Origin of the sequence: Corynebacterium halotolerans, assembly GCF_050107895.1 — a bacterium.
GTDB classification, from domain to species: domain Bacteria; phylum Actinomycetota; class Actinomycetes; order Mycobacteriales; family Mycobacteriaceae; genus Corynebacterium; species Corynebacterium halotolerans_B.
The window spans coordinates 115,759-128,103 of the sequence record NZ_JBNILW010000002.1 but is presented as its reverse complement, the minus strand read 5'-3'; the positions used below and the strand labels follow the sequence as shown (position 1 = coordinate 128,103).

At 67.6% G+C, this 12,345-nt stretch carries 13 protein-coding genes; 10 read left to right on the top strand and 3 right to left on the bottom strand.

The window, feature by feature from the left end; genetic code table 11:
• From ftsH to ACQCVD_RS02860, 10 genes are all read left to right on the top strand, one after another.
• Positions 1–2,583, top strand: a complete 2,583-nt coding sequence (gene ftsH / locus ACQCVD_RS02905) for an ATP-dependent zinc metalloprotease FtsH (protein WP_426822197.1) — start codon at positions 1–3, stop codon at positions 2,581–2,583.
• Positions 2,580–3,194: a GTP cyclohydrolase I FolE gene (folE, locus tag ACQCVD_RS02900; protein WP_426822196.1), complete on the top strand. Its 615-nt coding sequence runs from the start codon at positions 2,580–2,582 to the stop codon at positions 3,192–3,194. The genes ftsH and folE overlap by 4 nt, the downstream gene beginning before the upstream one ends.
• Before the next feature lie 3 nt (positions 3,195–3,197).
• A complete protein-coding gene (folP, locus tag ACQCVD_RS02895; protein WP_426822195.1) occupies positions 3,198–4,061 on the top strand; it encodes a dihydropteroate synthase in 864 nt (287 codons plus the stop codon).
• Positions 4,054–4,437 carry a dihydroneopterin aldolase gene (gene folB / locus ACQCVD_RS02890; protein ID WP_426822194.1) on the top strand — a complete coding sequence of 128 codons (384 nt, stop codon included), beginning with the start codon at positions 4,054–4,056 and terminating at the stop codon, positions 4,435–4,437. Before folP ends, folB begins: the two co-directional genes overlap by 8 nt.
• Positions 4,437–4,940, top strand: coding sequence for a 2-amino-4-hydroxy-6-hydroxymethyldihydropteridine diphosphokinase (gene folK, locus ACQCVD_RS02885; RefSeq protein WP_426822193.1), 504 nt, complete (start codon positions 4,437–4,439; stop codon positions 4,938–4,940). Before folB ends, folK begins: the two co-directional genes overlap by 1 nt.
• Positions 4,937–5,404, top strand: coding sequence for a DUF3180 domain-containing protein (locus ACQCVD_RS02880; RefSeq protein ID WP_426822192.1), 468 nt, complete (start codon positions 4,937–4,939; stop codon positions 5,402–5,404). Before folK ends, ACQCVD_RS02880 begins: the two co-directional genes overlap by 4 nt.
• 10 nt (positions 5,405–5,414) lie before the next feature.
• Entirely contained in the window at positions 5,415–6,452 is a 1,038-nt protein-coding gene (locus ACQCVD_RS02875; protein WP_426822191.1) for a DUF6779 domain-containing protein, read from the top strand.
• Entirely contained in the window at positions 6,449–7,147 is a 699-nt protein-coding gene (locus tag ACQCVD_RS02870; RefSeq protein ID WP_426822190.1) for a hypothetical protein, read from the top strand. The genes ACQCVD_RS02875 and ACQCVD_RS02870 overlap by 4 nt, the downstream gene beginning before the upstream one ends.
• Positions 7,144–7,959, top strand: a complete 816-nt coding sequence (locus tag ACQCVD_RS02865) for a pantoate--beta-alanine ligase (RefSeq protein WP_426822189.1) — start codon at positions 7,144–7,146, stop codon at positions 7,957–7,959. The genes ACQCVD_RS02870 and ACQCVD_RS02865 overlap by 4 nt, the downstream gene beginning before the upstream one ends.
• Positions 7,960–8,288: 329 nt before the next feature.
• Complete coding sequence (locus tag ACQCVD_RS02860; protein ID WP_426822188.1) at positions 8,289–9,218, top strand: DUF559 domain-containing protein; 930 nt, start codon at positions 8,289–8,291, stop codon at positions 9,216–9,218.
• On the opposite strand, the gene ACQCVD_RS02855 is transcribed toward ACQCVD_RS02860, so the two are convergent.
• From ACQCVD_RS02855 to ACQCVD_RS02845, 3 genes are read right to left on the bottom strand one after another with little or no spacing between them, the layout of a single operon-like run.
• Complete coding sequence (locus ACQCVD_RS02855) at positions 9,219–10,187, bottom strand: ArsA family ATPase (RefSeq protein ID WP_426822187.1); 969 nt, start codon at positions 10,185–10,187, stop codon at positions 9,219–9,221.
• On the bottom strand, positions 10,178–10,441 hold the full coding sequence (locus tag ACQCVD_RS02850) for a cory-CC-star protein (protein WP_426822186.1): 264 nt from the start codon (positions 10,439–10,441) through the stop codon (positions 10,178–10,180). The genes ACQCVD_RS02855 and ACQCVD_RS02850 overlap by 10 nt, the downstream gene beginning before the upstream one ends.
• On the bottom strand, positions 10,442–12,205 hold the full coding sequence (locus tag ACQCVD_RS02845) for a carbon starvation CstA family protein (protein ID WP_426822185.1): 1,764 nt from the start codon (positions 12,203–12,205) through the stop codon (positions 10,442–10,444).
• Between the last annotated feature and the right edge of the window lie 140 nt (positions 12,206–12,345).

Sequence of the window (12,345 nt, the reverse complement as noted above, 5' to 3'; positions counted from 1 at the left end):
ATGAAAAACAAGAACCTTTTGAAATACGGCGTGATCGCGGCCGTCGCCCTGGTCGTGATCTTCGTGTTCACGCTGCTCACCGACGACACCCGTGGTTTCCAACGTGTCGACACCTCGGTGGCGTTGACCCAGCTGCAGGACAACAACGTCGCGGAAGCCCAGATCGACGACCGGGAGCAGCAGCTGCGGCTGACGCTGAAGGAACCGGTCACCGTCGAGGAGCAGGAGGGTGTCGAGGAGGTCATCACCCAGTACCCGGCACGCACCGCACCACAGATCTTCGACGCCGTGCAGGCCAGTGACACCGAGAGCTATGAAACCAATGTGACACAGGACAGCTTCCTGATGTCCATCCTCTCCTTCATGCTCCCGATGCTGATCATCTTCGGCGTGCTGATCTTCTTCCTGACCCGGATGCAGTCGGGCGGCATGTTCGGCATGGGCGGCAACAAGGCCAAGGAACTGACCAAGGACATGCCGACCAACACCTTCGCCGATGTCGCGGGTGCGGATGAGGCGGTGGACGAACTCCACGAGATCAAGGACTTCCTGGAGGATCCGACCCGCTACCAGGAGCTCGGCGCCAAGATCCCGCGCGGCGTGCTGCTCTACGGCCCGCCGGGCACCGGTAAGACCCTGCTGGCGCGTGCCGTGGCCGGCGAGGCCGGGGTGCCCTTCTACTCGATCTCCGGCTCGGACTTCGTGGAGATGTTCGTCGGCGTGGGCGCGTCGCGGGTGCGTGACCTGTTCAAGCAGGCCAAGGAGAACAGCCCCTGCATCATCTTCGTGGACGAGATCGACGCCGTGGGCCGGCAGCGTGGCTCCGGCACCGGCGGTGGCCACGATGAGCGGGAGCAGACCCTGAACCAGCTGCTGGTGGAGATGGACGGCTTCGGCGACCGCGAGGGTGTGATCCTGATGGCCGCCACCAACCGGCCGGACATCCTGGATCCGGCGCTGCTGCGCCCGGGCCGGTTCGACCGTCAGATCCCGGTGACCAACCCGGACCTGAAGGGCCGCGAGAAGATTCTCGAGGTCCACGCCAAGGGCAAGCCCTTCGCCGATGAGAACGACGTCAAGGCACTCGCCAAGCGCACCGCCGGCATGTCCGGCGCGGACCTGGCCAACGTGCTCAATGAGGCCGCGCTGCTGACCGCCCGCATCGGCGGCAACGTGATCACCGCCGACGCCCTGGAGGAGGCCACCGACCGTGTGATCGGCGGCCCGCGCCGCTCGTCGAAGATCATCTCCGAGAAGGAGAAGAAGGTCACGGCCTACCACGAGGGCGGCCACACCCTGGCCGCGTGGGCGCAGCGGGACATCGAGCGCGTCTACAAGGTCACCATCCTCGCCCGCGGCCGCACCGGCGGGCACGCCATGACCGCCCAGGAAGATGACAAGGGCATGTACAACCGGGACGAGCTCTTCGCCCGGCTGGTGTTCGCCATGGGTGGCCGCGCCGCGGAGGAACTGGTCTTCGGCGAGCCCACCACCGGGGCGTCCGCCGACATCGAGCAGGCCACCAAGATCGCCCGGGCCATGGTCACCGAGTACGGCATGTCCCCGGTGGTCGGCACCGTGAAGTTCGGCCAGGAGCAGGGGGATCCCTTCGCCGGATACGGGGGCGGCGGCTCGCTGGACTACTCACCGGCCGTGGCCGAGAAGATCGACCAGCAGGTCCACTACCTGATCGACAAGGCCCACGAGAAGGCCTACGCACTGCTGCGCGAATACCGCGACCACCTGGACCGGCTGGCGGAGAAGCTCCTGGAGAAGGAGACGCTGCGCCGCCCGGACCTGGAAGCCCTGTTCACTGACATCGTCCCGCACGAATCCGGGGACGTCTTCCCGGATGAGGACTCCCGCTTCCCCGTCATGGCGGACCGCGAACCGGTCAAGACACCGGTGGAGCTGGCCATCGAACGCGGGGAGGAACCGCCGAAGCGCTTCTCCATCCTGGAGGCCTCCCAGGCCGCCCGCGCCAAGCGGCAGGCACAGCTGGCCGCCGAGCAGGAGGGTATGACCCCGGTCGCCCCCGCGCAGGGACCGGCGAGCAACGCCTACCGCGGCCGCCACGCAGCCCCGGAGGAGGGCTCGACCCCGCGTTACGGCGGCTCCCAGCCGCCGGTCGGGTGGCAGGTACCGGGCTGGCCGCGCCGGGACAACGCCGCGCAGAACCAGGCAGCGCAGGATGGCGCAGCGGTGAACACCGGCGCCGATGACCGGAATGACGGCGGCCTGGAGGAGCCGGGGGAGCAGGACACCCCGCGCAACCCCTACGCGGCCCCGGCGACGGAGCAGCCGGAGGCGCGCGGCTCCACCCCGGTCCAGCAGACCGGCCGGCACCCGGGCATGGCGGCCTACGGTGACGACGCCACCGTGACCGGCGGCTGGCCGCAGGCCGGCGGCACGGGAGCGGCCTCTCCCTCGGAGGCGAAGACGGAGATGATCGGTTTCCGCCTGCCGGAGCACGAGCAGCCCGAGGCTGAGCGTCAGGGCACCGGGCGGGGCACCCGGGAGCGCGATGAGGAGAGCCCGCAGCGCGATGCGTCAGAGGTAACGGAGACGGAGGACGAGAAGTGACCGAGAGTTTCGAGTATGAGCCGGAGGTCGTCGACGGCCCGGTCGGTTTTGACCGGGAACGGGCCGAGGCTGCGGTCCGGGAACTGCTGATCGCCGTCGGCGAGGATCCCGACCGCGAGGGCCTGCTGGAGACCCCGGCCCGGGTGGCGCGCAACTACGAGGAGATCTTCTCCGGGCTGGGCAAGGACCCGACGCAGGTGCTGGCGAAATCCTTCAGCGAGGACCACCAGGAACTGGTCCTGGTCCGCGACATCCCGATCTACTCCACCTGCGAGCACCATCTGGTGCCCTTCTACGGCGTGGCCCACATCGGCTACATCCCCGGTTCGGACGGCCGGGTGACCGGCCTGTCGAAGCTCGCCCGGCTGGCCGACATGTACGCCAAGCGCCCCCAGGTGCAGGAGCGGCTGACCTCCCAGGTCGCGGACGCGCTGATGGACAGCCTCGGCGCGCACTCCGCGATCGTCGTCATCGAGTGTGAGCACCTGTGCATGGCCATGCGCGGCATCCGCAAGCCCGGCGCCGTGACCACGACCTCCGCGGTGCGCGGCGGCTTCAAGACGAGCCACTCCTCCCGCGCCGAGGTCCTCAGCCTGATCCGGGGGGCGTAGTTCATGCGGGTCTCCGATCTGACCGTCCCGGACCGTTGTCTGGTCATGGGCATCGTCAACGTCACCGAGGACTCCTTCTCCGACGGCGGGCGGTGGCTGGATTTCGACGCCGCGATCGCGCACGCTCATGAGCTCGTCGCCGCCGGGGCGGACATGATCGACGTCGGCGGCGAGTCCACCCGCCCCGGGGCCACCCGCGTGGACCCGGACGTCGAGCGCGACCGCGTCACCCCGGTCATCCGTGCGCTGGCCGACGCCGGGATCCCCACCTCCGTGGACACCATGCGCGCCTCCGTGGCCGCAGCCGCCGCGGAAGCCGGCGTGGCCATGATCAACGACGTCTCCGGCGGGCTGGCCGATCCGGACATGTTCGCCGTGATGGCGGACGCGGACCTCCCGGTGTGCCTGATGCACTGGAAGACCGTCCGCTTCGGTGACGCCGCCGGCCGGGCCGAACATGACGGCGGGGTGGTCGCGGACGTCCGTGACACCCTGACCGACCTGGTGGACCGGGCCCTGGCCGCAGGCGTGGACCGCGGCAACATCGTGCTGGATCCGGGCCTCGGCTTCGCCAAGTCCCGCGCCGACAACTGGTCCCTGCTCCACGCCCTGCCCGCGCTGCTGGACAACGAGTTCCCGCTGCTGGTCGGCGCCTCCCGCAAGCGTTTCCTCGGGGCGGTGCGCCGGGACCGGCTGCCGGCGGACACCACCGTGGTACCCACCGACGCCGACCCGGCCACCGCCGCCGTCACCGCGATTTCCGCGCAGATGGGGGCCTGGGGCGTGCGCGTCCACGACGTCGCCGTGTCCCGGGACGCCGTGGACGTTGCCGCCCTGTGGAACACCGCCGGGGGCTACCGTGGCTGACCGCATCGAATTGACCGGACTGGAGTGCCGCGGCCACCACGGGGTGTTCCCGGAGGAGAAACGCGACGGGCAACGCTTCATCGTGGACGTCACCTGCTGGCTGGACTTCGCCGGAGCGGCCGCCGAGGATGACCTGACCCAGACGGTGAACTACGCCGAACTGGCCGAGTTGGCCCACGGCATCGTCACCGGTGAGCCCCGGGACCTGATCGAAACCGTGGCCACGGAGATCGCCGAGGCCGCGATGGAGAAGTTCCCGGTGCTCTTCGCCGCCGAGGTGACCATCCACAAGCCGCAGGCCCCCATCCCGCTGCAGTTCGCCGACGTCTCGGTGGTGGCCCGGCGCTCGCGCAAGACCACCCGCGGGAGGAACTGATGCGTGCCGTGCTGTCGATCGGTTCCAACCTGGATGATCGCCGGTCCCTGCTGGACACCGTGCGGCAGGAGTTCGCGGATTCCACCGTGGCGGTCTCCGGCATCTATGCCACCCCGCCCTGGGGGGTTACCGACCAGGACGAATTCCTGAACGCCGTGCTGCTCGTGGACGTGGACCAGACCCCGCTGGAGCTGCTGCGCCGCGGGCAGCGCCTGGAGGAGGCCGCCGAACGCGTTCGGGTACGCAAGTGGGGGCCGCGCACCCTGGACGTGGACGTGGTGCAGGTGCTGGCCGCGGACGGCACGGAACTCCTGTCCGATGACCCCGTGCTGACCCTGCCGCATCCCTTCGCCCACCAGCGTGCCTTCGTGCTGGTGCCCTGGTTGGAGGCCGACCCGGGGGCTGTGCTGCACGGCCATACCGTCTCCGACCTGGTGGCCGGACTGGACCACGGGGAGGTGGCGGAGGTGCGCCGCCTCGAAGACTTCGGGCCGGCCGCATGAAACTGACGTCCATTCCCGAGCTCGTGGGGTCCGGTGTATTCGTCGCCCTGGTCGCCGCCATCCTGACCTGGGGGTTCTACGGGATCCTGCCGTCGGTACCGGTGCTGGTGTCGGTGACGCTCTGGGGCATGGCCGTCATCTGCTGGTTCCTGGCCAAGCAGGTGCGAAACCGGCTGGATGACGGCCGCATCGGGCAGGACCGCAGCCAGCTCAACCCCATGACGGCCGCGCAGTTCCTCATCATCGGCAAGGCGTCGGCGTGGACCGGGGCGATCGTCGGCGGCGGCTATGTCGGGATGGCCACCTACGTCATCCCCCAGTCCGGGGTACTGACCGCAGCCGCCAATGACCTGCCCGGCGTGGTCGCCGCGGCCCTCGGCGGAGTGGCGATGTCCGCGGCCGGGGTCTACCTGGAGCGAAACTGCCACGTCCCGCCTCCCACAGATGGCGCGCCCGCTGGGTAGACTGTTCCGTATGAGTGCCGAGAATTCCGAAGAGTCGCAGTCGGGGGCGATCGACCGGGGACAGGTCCTGCTGATCGCCCTGGTGGCGCTGGCGCTGATCGCCAGCGTGATCATGCTGATCACCGACAGTAACAGCGCTCTGAAGCTGGCACTGCTGGCCGCCCTCTGGGCCGCGATCATCGGCTTCTTCCTCGTCTTCCGCTACCGTCGGCAGGCGGAACAGAGCCAGGAACAGCTGGTGCATGAACGAGAGCTCCACGAAGCCACCACCGCGAAGGCGGCAGCGGAGCGCACCGCGGAGATCGAGAAGCTGGCCCGTGAGCAGCAGGAGAAGGAACGCTCCGAGGAGGCCGAGACCCTGGTCAAGATCCAGGAGGAACTGGCCGAACTGCGCGCCAACCTGGAGGCGATGTCCGGCCGTGACCTCGGTTATGAGCCCGCCGCCCTGCGCGCCCAGGCCCGCCGCATCATGGAACTGGAGGCGGAGGCTGGCAACACCGGGCAGAGTCCCCACGTCAAGGGTGCTCCTTCCACGGCTGCGGTGAGTGGGCTGCTGGGACAGACCCCGAAGGAGCCGATGCGGCGTGAGCCGCTGGTGGATGAGGATGATGACGTGCCGTCCCTGGTGGACAATGACGGCGCGGAGCAGGACGCGGAAGAGGCGACGGCTTCTCCGGCTGCTCCGGAGATCGCGAAGGCTGCGGCGGATGGCGGTACCGCCGACCAGAACGCCAGGACGCGCGTCTTCAACACCGGTTCCTTCACCTCCGTGAAGTGGGATGAGACAGGCTCCCGCCATGTCGCTGACGCCACCCCGAGCGCGACTCCCGGGAAGACCACCGGGAAGGCGGCAGAGGAACCGGCGGTGCCCGAGCAGGCGAAGAAGGAACCGGCGAAGGCAGATCCAGCGTCCGCGGCCGCTTCGTCCGCCGAGCTCACCGAGGAGGAACTGGCGGAACAGCGTCGGGGCCGCCGTCGCCGCGATGAGCGCAAGGACTCTGTGTCCGTGGCAGACCTGATGGCCAGCTTCCGGAAAGACCAGGAGTGAGAGGCCCGCGGCTCCGGGTCGGGGTGCTGGCGGATGAGGATGATGAAGTAGACCTCGGCCTGCTGCTCTCGAGCGTGGGGCACGAGGTGTCCTGGCTCAATTCCTCCGACGAGGCGCGCGACTTCGAGCTCGTGGTGCTCTCCGTTCAGGATGAGGAGCTGCCGGACCTGATCGAGGAGCTCGCTCCGGGCGCCCGCCGCGGCCAGATGTTCCTGCACACCAGCATCGGCCACGGCGTCCAGCTCTTCGACCCCTTGGAGACTTCGGGGGCACTGGTGCTGGCCGCCCACCCACTGAATGACAAACTCTGGGCCATCGGCGCGGCGGATGAACTCGGTGAAACGGTCGTGGAGTTATTGGTCGGCGAACTGGGCGGGCAGGCCCTGCTGATCAACGAGACCCAGCGTGCGAGACTGGCCGCCGCGATGACCTATACCAGTTTCCTGGAGACCGTACGGATGGACGCATTCACCCTGCTCTCTGAGGTGCTCGGCAACGAGGACCACGCCCTGGCGATCAGCGGCGAGTTGAGCCACGGGCGTGCCCTGCCATCCGTCGGCGGGGTGATGCGGGAACAACGCTCGATTCCCGACCCCGGGCGCTCCCGCGCCTACCGGGAGCTCGCCCGCCGTACCGCAGAATTACAGGGCCTGCAGGATATCGAGCTGTGGGCCATCCAGGAGGAGAAATCATGACGTTCACGCCCGGTCAGGCGACCGACTTCACCGATCCGGCCGGCATCGCAACGCTGACGCGTGCCTTTCGCAAGACCGGTCGACCCGTGGTGTTGGTACCGCTGGGGGCCGGGATCCACGCCGGTCACCTCGCCGCTGTCCGGGCCGCCAGGCAGATTCGGGGCGGGATCGTGGTGGTGGCCCTCCACGAGGGGGTGAATGCCGAGATGCTTCAGACGGAGGAGGTGGACGCGGTGTTCCGCTACTCGCCGGAATCGCTGTGGCCGAAGGGGATGCGCACCGTGGTCCACGCGGCGGACCACGGTCTGGAACCCGCCGGCCAGCTGTCGGTGGAGCTGACCCGGCTGCTGACCCTCACCAACCTGGTGGGGCCGAGCGATCTGGTGCTGGGGGAGAAGGACTACGAGCTGCTGATCGCCGTGCAGCACGCGATCACTGATCTTCATCTTTCGGTGAAGCTGCACGGTGTGCCCACCGTCCGGACCACCGACGGCGTGGCGATGTCCCTGCGGAACCCGGAGGTCGCGGCAGAGGACCGGGAAAAGGCCATGGTGCTGTCGGCCGCCCTGACCGCCGGTGCCTATGCCGCCGAAGATGGCGCTGACCGTGTGTTGGAGGTGGCCCGCTCGGTGCTCTCGGCCGCCGGTGTCGAGGTGGAGTACCTGGAGCTGCGCAGTCTGGATCTGCGTGACGCGCCCACCGAGGGTGACGCCCGGCTGCTGGTGGCCGCGACCATCGGGGGAGTACGGCTGCTGGACAATGTGGGTGTGCCGGTGGGCATCGGCTTCCGGAACCTGGGGGAGCAGGAGTAGGTTCTGGTTGGCTGCTGGGCAGCCAACAGGTTCGGGCAAGCAGTACCGGGTAGGAGATACCGGCTGAGGAACACCGGATTCGGCTGATTCATTGAGCCAAAATACCGGGTAAGACCCGCACCCGGCATTCCTGGTCCGACCAATTTGGAGTGGGCGGGGCAGATCCGGTGAACCTTAGTGGGAAACTCGTCTTTGCAACCCGGCCGCTCCCGGGGCTGGGGATAAGTCGGGTAATCCACAGTTTCGGGGCGGCCGAGAAGACAGACGTGGTGAGCTCCCGGGCAGTCGCTGACAATCAGTACATGCGCGACTGGGGGAAGCATTTCGGATTGATTGATACGCGGCGGGTGTCACAGCGGGATGAGAAATTCTGGCGGCGGCTGGACCGGGGCGAACTCATACGGCTCACGAAGACGATGGTGATGGAGCAGCGGTGTTTCGCTGAGCTCAAGCCCTGGGAGAAATGCGAGGCGAAGGCGGCGGCGGTCGGGCTGGGGACCAGGAGTGCCGTGGTGTCGGGGATGGCGGCAGCCAGATTGCACGGTCTTAGTGTCCTCGGGCACGCCGATGTGGTGGAGCTGACTCTGCCGGGAACAGGGAAGCCGTCGGGGCGGGCCAAGTGGATGAAGGGAACCAGGGTGTTCGCCAGCCTGTTGCCTGGGCACCACGTTCACACTGAGCACGGCATTCGGGTGACCACGCTGTTGCGCACCGCCGCCGACATCACGCGCTATCACGGTGAATTACACGGAGTCGTGTGCTTCGACTCCATCTTCCGCAAGCATCCGGAGCTGAGCAAGAAACGGGCGGAGACGATACTGCGGGGGTTCCGGAGGTTCCACGGGCTGGCCGGGGTTCACCAGGCGCTCCGGCTCTCGGTCACCAATTCAGACAGCGTCCCGGAGTCTCATGCCCGCTATCTGCTGCTGACCCAGATGGAGGAAATCAAGACAATTGAGGTGCAGGCGCAGATCGTCGATCCGCACACCCGTCGCGTCTATCGGGTGGATCTGCTGGTCAACGGGTGGTTGGTGATTGAGATCGACGGACGGGTGAAATACGACGGGGAAACCTACGGTCCCCTCGAGCAGACGGTGCTGGCGGAACGCGACCGGGAGAAGGCACTCCAGAACCAGGGTTATATGGTGCTGCGCATCAACCCACAGGACCTGTTTCCCCTGGCGGACGCCACCGTCCCGTTCCTCGTTCTCGTCCGCCAGACGTTGTGTAAGGGAAGTCGGTCCCGTCGCAACGGATAATCACAACATCGCCGCAAACTCCCGCAGCGCCGCCTCGCCGGTGACGTCACCGGACAGCAGTGGCAGCTGAACCACCGGGGTGCCCGGAAGTCCCTCGAGCAGCTGGGCCACAAACCCCGCCTCCATCGCGGCGCGCTCGGCCAGGAATGTCCCCTGATCCAGCGGGGACATGCGGTTGACCACGCAGGCCCCCACCGTGACGCCGGACTCCGTGAGCCCGCGGTGGAATTCCAGCGTCTCCAGCACCGGCATGCGCTCGGCGGTGAGCACGATGAAGAACCGGCAGGCACCCGGATCCGATAACTCCGCCCGCAACCGTTCAAACTTCTCCCGCCGTTCCAGCAGAATCGAGCGCAGCTTACGGTTCCGGCGGTCCACCGGATCCTCCGCCACCATCGTGTCGCGGCCGGTCGGCCCCAGACCCCGGATCACCGAACTGAACTTCTCCGACCGGGCACGGCGGTCCAGTAGACCGTCGGTCCAGGCGGACATGATCTCCGGCAGGTCCATCAGGCGACTGGTGTGGCCCGAGGGGGCGGTGTCGAACACCACGTGGTCGAAGCGGCCGACAGCAGTAGCAACGATTTCCGCGATCCGTTCCAGCAGTGCCGCCTCGTGGGTACCGGGGGACTGCTCGGCCAACTGCAGATGCCTGTGGACTTCCCCGTGGAGGTGCTCGGGCATCATCGCCCGCATGGTGCCCTCCACCCGGGCGAGGTGGCGCCGGGTCTGGGCGGCCGGATCGATCTCCAGCACGTGCAGTCCGGGCAGCACCTCCACCTCCCGGTCGCCGATGGTCCGGTCCCAGATGTGTCCCAGGTTGTGAGCCGGGTCGGTGGACACCAGTAGCACGCGGCGGGATTCGGCGGCGAGCGCCGTGGCGGTGGCGGCGGCGAGCGTGGTCTTGCCCACGCCGCCTTTGCCACCGAAGAAGAGCGTGCGCTGGCCGCGGAGATGTTCTAGCAGCATGAGATGTTGTCCAGGGGAGAGTGCTCCATGCCCATCCGGCGGTGCCAGTCGTGGAAGTCCTCGTAGACGATGGGCAGGAGTTCAAGGGTGTAGTAGCTGGCGGGATTGGGCACGCCGAGGGCCTCCGAGAGGACCAGCAGCATGAACAGGTCGTCCTCCTGCTGCCGGGCCTTCACGAAGGCGGCACGGTAGGGGGCCGCGTAGTACTCGGTCAACGTGTCGTTGACCTGGCGCAGCTTCTCCCAGAGCGACATCTAGTCCGCCTCACGGGAGGCTGGAGCGGAGGCGGTCAACGGATCCTCTTCCACGCCTGCCGGGGCACCCGCAGGCAACGGGGCGTCGACGTCCTCGTCGGTCCAGACCACCTTGGGCTCCTTGCGGGCACGGTTGAGGGCACCGATGGCCTCCACGGTGACCCAGACCGCGGCGATGAGGATGATGACGTCAATGACCAGCAGCAGCCAGTTGCCGTCGTCGAAGAAGGTCTGCAGCTGGATGATCGCCGCCCACAGGCTCATCACCATGACGAAGACCAGGGGGATGAGGATGGGCCAGTAGGGACGGCGCAGGTGCGCCAGGATCACGCAGAGGATCGCCAGGGTGAGCGCGGCCATCAGCTGGTTGGTGGTGCCGAACAGCGGCCAGATCAGCATGCCACCGGAGCCGTCGGCACCGGCGGAGAAGGTCAGTGCCAGGCCGAGGACGACCACGACGACGGTGGCGAGCAGGGCCTTCGGCCGGAATCCCATGATCTCGCCGATCTCCTGGACCACCAGACGCTGGAGGCGGACCCCGGTGTCCATGGTGGTGGCGGCGAACAACACCGCCATGGTGGCCAGAATCGTGGCGGACAGCGAGGCCGGAATGCCCAGGCCCTCGTTCATCAGGTTGCCGCCGCCCTGGACGAAGGCACCCACGCCGCCCTCGTTGAAGGCGGTGTAGATCGACTCCCACTCGGCGAGGGAACGGAAACCTGCGGTGGTGGCGATGATCGCACCGAGGGCGAGCAGTCCCTCGCCCACGGCCCCGAAGTAGCCGACGAAGCGGGAGTCGGTCTCCTTGTCCAACTGCTTCGAGGACGTCCCCGAGGCGACGATGCCGTGGAATCCGGAGATCGCACCACAGGCGATGGTGACGAAGAGCAGCGGGAACATCGGCGGGGTGCCCTCCGGCACGGCGTCGTTGAGGGCAGGGGCGACGAGTGTCGGGGCGGTCAGCAGGAAGGAGCCGTAGAGGACCCCCAGGCCCACGAAGAGCTGCAGGCCGTTGATGTAGTCCCGCGGCTGCAGCAGCACCCAGACCGGCAGCAGGGAGGCGATGCCGCCGTAGACGAAGAGCAGTAGGATCCACACGGCGTTCGGGTTCAGCCCCAGGACCGAATCAGGCAGGACGACCGGGACGTTGTCACCCAGGATGATCAACGAGTACAGGGCGACCACTCCGACGATGGAGACCACGGCCAGGTTCCAACGCCAACGGTAGATCGCCTGGCCGACGATCAGGGCGACCACGAGCGCCCCCCAGGTCGGGATGACGGAGGTCGGGGTGGACACCAGGAGGCCGGAAATGACCACCGCGAAGGCGGCGACCACCATGAGCAGCAGCAGGAAGATGACCACCAGGAAGAGGTTGCGCCCCCGGCGGCCGATGTAGCGGCCGGACAGCGTACCGATTGACTGCCCCTTGTGGCGCTGGGAGGCCCAGAGGGCACCCAGATCGTGCATGCCGGCAATGAAGACGGTGCCGATGGTCACCCAGAGGAAGGCGGGGAGCCAGCCCCAGATCACCGCGACAGCCGGGCCGACGATCGGCGCGGCACCCGCCACGGAGGTGAAGTGGTGGCCCCACAGCACGTATTTGTTGGTGGGGACGAAGTCCACCCCGTCCTTCATCGTGTGGGCGGGGGTTTTGTAACTGTCACTGAGCTGAAAGATCTTCTTGCCGAGGATTTTGGAGTAGATGATATACCCGGCCAGCATCATCGCGACACCGATGACGACGAGTACCAGTGCGTTCACGCCGAATCCTTTCAGGAGGAACTACAAACCCCGGACAGCGGGCCGCGGCCGGGACGGACAACCACACGTGGGTCCACCTGTGCTGTGGCTCACGGTTAAGGAAGATTCTCCCATATTTTGTGAATGGTGTCACCGGAATC

Excerpts from the sequence above, each read along its gene's own strand:
- ACQCVD_RS02875 (WP_426822191.1), top strand. The coding sequence starts at position 5,415 with ATGAGTGCCGAGAATTCCGAAGAGTCGCAGTCGGGGGCGATCGACCGG.
- ACQCVD_RS02865 (WP_426822189.1), top strand. The coding sequence starts at position 7,144 with ATGACGTTCACGCCCGGTCAGGCGACCGACTTCACCGATCCGGCCGGC.
- ACQCVD_RS02850 (WP_426822186.1), bottom strand. The coding sequence starts at position 10,441 with ATGTCGCTCTGGGAGAAGCTGCGCCAGGTCAACGACACGTTGACCGAG.
- folP (WP_426822195.1), top strand. The coding sequence starts at position 3,198 with ATGCGGGTCTCCGATCTGACCGTCCCGGACCGTTGTCTGGTCATGGGC.
- ACQCVD_RS02855 (WP_426822187.1), bottom strand. The coding sequence starts at position 10,187 with ATGCTGCTAGAACATCTCCGCGGCCAGCGCACGCTCTTCTTCGGTGGC.
- ftsH (WP_426822197.1), top strand. The coding sequence starts at position 1 with ATGAAAAACAAGAACCTTTTGAAATACGGCGTGATCGCGGCCGTCGCC.
- folK (WP_426822193.1), top strand. The coding sequence starts at position 4,437 with ATGCGTGCCGTGCTGTCGATCGGTTCCAACCTGGATGATCGCCGGTCC.
- ACQCVD_RS02880 (WP_426822192.1), top strand. The coding sequence starts at position 4,937 with ATGAAACTGACGTCCATTCCCGAGCTCGTGGGGTCCGGTGTATTCGTC.